The organism is Acinetobacter sp. UBA6720 (genome assembly GCF_002454215.1).
Taxonomy (GTDB): domain Bacteria; phylum Pseudomonadota; class Gammaproteobacteria; order Pseudomonadales; family Moraxellaceae; genus Acinetobacter.
Map to the genome: position 1 here is coordinate 24,950 of NZ_DKIK01000006.1, position 4,551 is coordinate 29,500.

Below are 4,551 nucleotides of genomic sequence, written 5' to 3' on the forward strand. Positions count from 1 at the left end.
GCGTATTGTAGCAAGATATGCATCTAGCGCAAGTAAAAAATCGCAAACTTGTTGATGTTTGATTATAAATACAACAAATTTGCGATTATCAAGTTAAAAAACAAACAATTTGAACTTAGAACCGATACTGGTAGGCTTGAATATTATCAAAGACTTCCTGTGTGATATCTGTATATGCACTGCTGTTTGGAAGTAAAACCAATAAGCGTTCGCTGGTTTTGGCTGGGTCAAAAGCCTGCTCTTTGAGTTTACTTTTTTGGTATTTAAATGTACCTGTCGTTTCGACCTGTTTTTGTATGCGTAAAAAGACGGGTACAGCATAAGCTGGAAGACATTTTTTAAATGTGGCAAACATTTGCGCTAAGTCTTGCGTATTGAGTTCAGCCCCGTCTGTTAGCGTAATTGCAGCCATCCCCGCACGACCGTTGGTGTTCGGTATTTCAACACCGTAGACGACTGCTTCTGTAATTTTGTCATATTCGCAAACCATGTTTTCTACTTCAGTTGTAGACACATTTTCACCTTTCCAGCGGAAAGTATCACCTAAGCGATCTACAAATTGAGCATGGCGGAAGCCAATATCACGGACCAAGTCACCAGTGTTGAAATAGGCATCTCCAGATTTGAAAACGCCTTTTAAAATTACCGATTTATTTTTTTCAGGGTCGGTATAGCCATCGAAAGGGGAGCGACGGGTAATTTTTCCAATGAGTAAGCCTACTTCCCCTTTTTTGACTTTGATGCAGTGGCCTTCATCATCATGTATCGGTGCATTTTTCTCTTTATCAAACTGAATAATGGCATAAGGGGTTGGTGAGAAACCGACAGTATTGTCAAAGTTAAAAACATTGCTAAAGCCGACATTACCTTCGCTTGAGGCATAAAGTTCTAAAATTTCTTCAATACCAAAGCGTTGTTTGAATTTATCCCAAATATTGGGGCGCATACCATTACCGATCATTTTAGTAACACGATGGCCTTTTTCTAGCTCAGATGGCGGTGCATCCATGAGGTAGCGACACAGCTCACCGACATAGCCAATTGCTGAAGCATCAAACTTTTGTACGTCTTTCCAAAATGCAGAGGTGGAGTATTTACGACGCAAAGCCAAGGTTCCAGCCCCTGCAATTACACCGCACCAACACACCACAATGCCTGTCGCATGATACAGCGGCAAGGTGACATACATGACATCATCTGGGCCAAGGTTAAGCACGTGACCATAAGTACCATAAGCCAATGTCCAGCGACTATGTGTGAAAATAACTGCTTTAGGTAGGCCAGTTGTGCCCGAAGTATAAATATAAAATAAGCCGTCTTTACCTATGACACTGTTCGTGGTTGGTGTATTAAATTTGGCGAAGGTATCAATTTTTTCAGCAAGGTTACTAAAACCTTTTGGGGCATGAGCTGCTTCTTTTCGTGTTTCTTGGTCGGCAAACCAGTAGAAGCGATCGGTCGGAACATTTAAATCTTGGCGGATTTCATCAACCACCGCACGGCATTCCTCACCTACTATGACGGCAATTGGGTTCACTAGATTAATGCTATGGGCCAAAACTTTGCCGACTTGCGAGGTATTTACAAGAGCAGTGGTCACTCCAATTTTTGCTAGGGCAATTACGGTTGCCACTAGTTCAGGGCGGTTTTCAATCATCACAGTGATGACATCGCCTTTTTTTGCCCCAATAGATAAATAGTAGTGTCCAATCTGATTTGCCCATTCATTCAGCGCTTGGTAACTAAATTTTTGATCTTCAAAAACTAAAGCTAGGCCTAATGGATTACGTTTCACTGCTTTTTCAAAAGCAATGCCCAGTCCTGTCGGGGTGTTCGGCGTACGTAAATATGCTTGCTTTAATCCACTGAGTAAGTTGGGGACTTTACTGATGAATTGGGGAAGTTTTGCTGCAACGTCGGTAATACCAATGAGGTCATGAGATGGGTGTTGGCTCATATGAATCCTAATTATTTTATGCAATCCAATGCGTTTGAGTAGTGCTCAGTTTATACACTTGTTCTTTTAATCTTTTCGGTCTAGTGCAATCAACCTAATCCGACAAAAATAACAAAAAAACCTAGCCACTGGCATGACTAGGTTTTTAAAGTTTACAGCGCTAAAGCGAATTACGACTCAGTTGGACTGGCCTTTTTCGGTGGACGCCCACGTGGACGACGCGGACGAACTGGCTTGTCTTTATCAGACTTATCTGATTCGTCAGCTTCTGCTGAAGTTTCAGCTTTCTCTGCTGCATCTTCAGTTATTTTCGCAGCTTTTTGCGCTTTAGTTGGTGCTACAACTGGTGCTTCTTCAACTACTGGCGCTTTAGGTTCTGCCTCAGCTGTTTCAGCGACTGCTGCCACAACTGTGTTTTCAGATTGAACCTCAGCTTCAACAGGGCTTTCCTGAGTCGTTTCAACTACGGGAGTTTCTTCGACTTGAGCTTCAGGTGCCTCCACTTGCGCAGCTGCAACAGTTTCTTCAGGAGCGGTCACATCAGCAACAGGTGCAGTTTCACGTGCTTGTTTCACTTGATCCAAGGCTTGTTCAGCAGCAAGTTTTGCTAAACGACGACGCTCGCGAGGGTCATTTGCAACACGCTTTTCTGACTCAGGCTTTGGTGGTGTTAAGTCCAAGACTGCAACAGGTTCTGCTTCAGGTTGTGCTTTGGCAACTTCAACATCACGTGTGACAGGTTTTTTCTCAGCTTCTACAGCAGGCGTTGAAGCTGTTTTGCTTAACGTTGCAGCATACTCTTCAGTAAATTTCTGAAGGGCACGGTTGAAGGTTGGAATTAAGCCAAATTGCTCAATCAACACTGAACAGTCTTCACCATAGACATGACGAATCAAGCTGCTGATGGTGTACTGTCCTAACGTTGGTACCTGTGAAGGTGTGAGTTTCGGTGCTTCAGCTTGCTGTGCCTGGGCAGCGCGTTGTTGGCGACGGCGTTGACGTGGATCATTGCTGGCACGTTTTACGCTTTCACGTGGTTTCTGCTCTGCGTGGTGTTCAGCTGGAGCTTCTACAACCGCAGGTACTTTTGCTGGTTCAACCGTCTCAGCTTTTAGATCAACCTCTGCTTTCACAACAGCAGTTTGCTGAGGCTTGGTTTCAGTTGTCGTTTGAGCTGGTGTTAACGCCACGATTTCACTTTGCGCTTGATCGACATTGACCACATGGGCTGTTGTGATCATCTCTTGACGCGGTGCTTCAATCAGCTCAACTTTGAGTTGAGGTTCTTGAGCGACCACTGGCGCTGTTTCAACCGCTTGCTCGTTCAGGACGCTTGGGTCGCGGTGGCGATTTGGACGCTCTGGACGTGGTTGGTTGCGACGGTCACGACGTGGCATTGTATTTTGTTGTTCATTTTGAACATCATTACTTTGCTGTTGTTCACCGTGTTGGCGACGTGATGAACGCTTGTTTTCACGCGGTTCTTGGCGTTGCTGTTCACTACGCTCAGGACGGTCACGGTCTTGGCGTTGTTGCTCGTTACGCTCAGAACGTTGTTCATAGCGATCTTGACGTTGTTGCTCTTGACGTGGTACTTGCACAATTTCTTCATGAACTTGGTTTTCATGTTGTGCATTTTGCTCGCGAGGCTCTTTATGTTTAGAACGCTTTTTATTGTGGCGTGTACCGCGTTCCTCTTTCTCGACATGCTTCTCTTCACGGTGTTCAGATTTTGCATGTACAGGAGCAGAAGTCATGTACGCGTTATTGCTTGGTGTTGTTACTGTTGGGACGGCAACTTGACCAAATTGGCCGCGACTGACCGCACCACCATTGACCATTTGTTCAATGGCCGCAGCAGCATTGTTTGCAGAGCGTGATTGATCAACAGTTGCAGCTTGTTTTTGTACAAACAAGTTTTCTAACCAAGCACATGGGCTGCTGGATGCTACAGACGGTGCTGGAGCAGGTTGAGCTGTTTGTTGCGGGTTATTATTGCGTTGCTTTTTATTGCCTTTTTCTTGTTGTGCAGGCACTGCTGGAGCGGCGTGTTGATGTGCGTGATCTGCACCATCCAAATGCCATTCTGATGACTCGTAGCCCAACTCTTTTTCGCTTGAACGCGTTGCTTCTGTACGTTCATAACTGGTTGGTGCAAAGCCTTCAGGGTTATACGAAATTTCGTAATGTGGTGTTTCTAAGTGTGGGTGTGGAAGCACAGTCACACGAACACCAGAGGTTTGCTCTAGGTAAACTAGAGTGTGACGTTTTTCATTCAATAAGAAGGCTGCAATTTCAACAGGTACTTCAACTTGAACTTCGCCATGACGTTCACGTAGTGCAATTTCTTCGACTTTACGCATGATTGAAAGTGAAAGTGAACGTAGATCACGAACCATACCTGTGCCATGACAGCGCGGGCAGACATAACCTGTTGCTTCTTCAAGCGAAGGGCGTAGACGTTGACGGCTCATTTCCATCAAGCCAAAACGAGACAATTGACCGAATTGGATACGGGCACGGTCGCTTTGTGTTGCTTCGCGAAGTTTCGCCTCAACCATACGTTGGTTGCGGTCTTTGGTCATGTCGATAAA

Annotated in this window: 2 protein-coding genes; both read right to left on the reverse strand. The window is 45.1% G+C overall.

Features of this window, described 5'->3' with window-relative positions:
- Nucleotides 1-115 precede the first annotated feature (115 nt).
- Complete coding sequence (locus B4F08_RS00620; RefSeq protein ID WP_291372416.1) at nucleotides 116-1,957, reverse strand: long-chain-acyl-CoA synthetase; 1,842 nt, start codon at nucleotides 1,955-1,957, stop codon at nucleotides 116-118.
- Nucleotides 1,958-2,127: 170 nt separating this feature from the next.
- Nucleotides 2,128-4,551, reverse strand: a 2,424-nt coding sequence (locus tag B4F08_RS00625) for a ribonuclease E/G (protein WP_291372418.1), incomplete at its 5' end; no start/stop codon positions are given.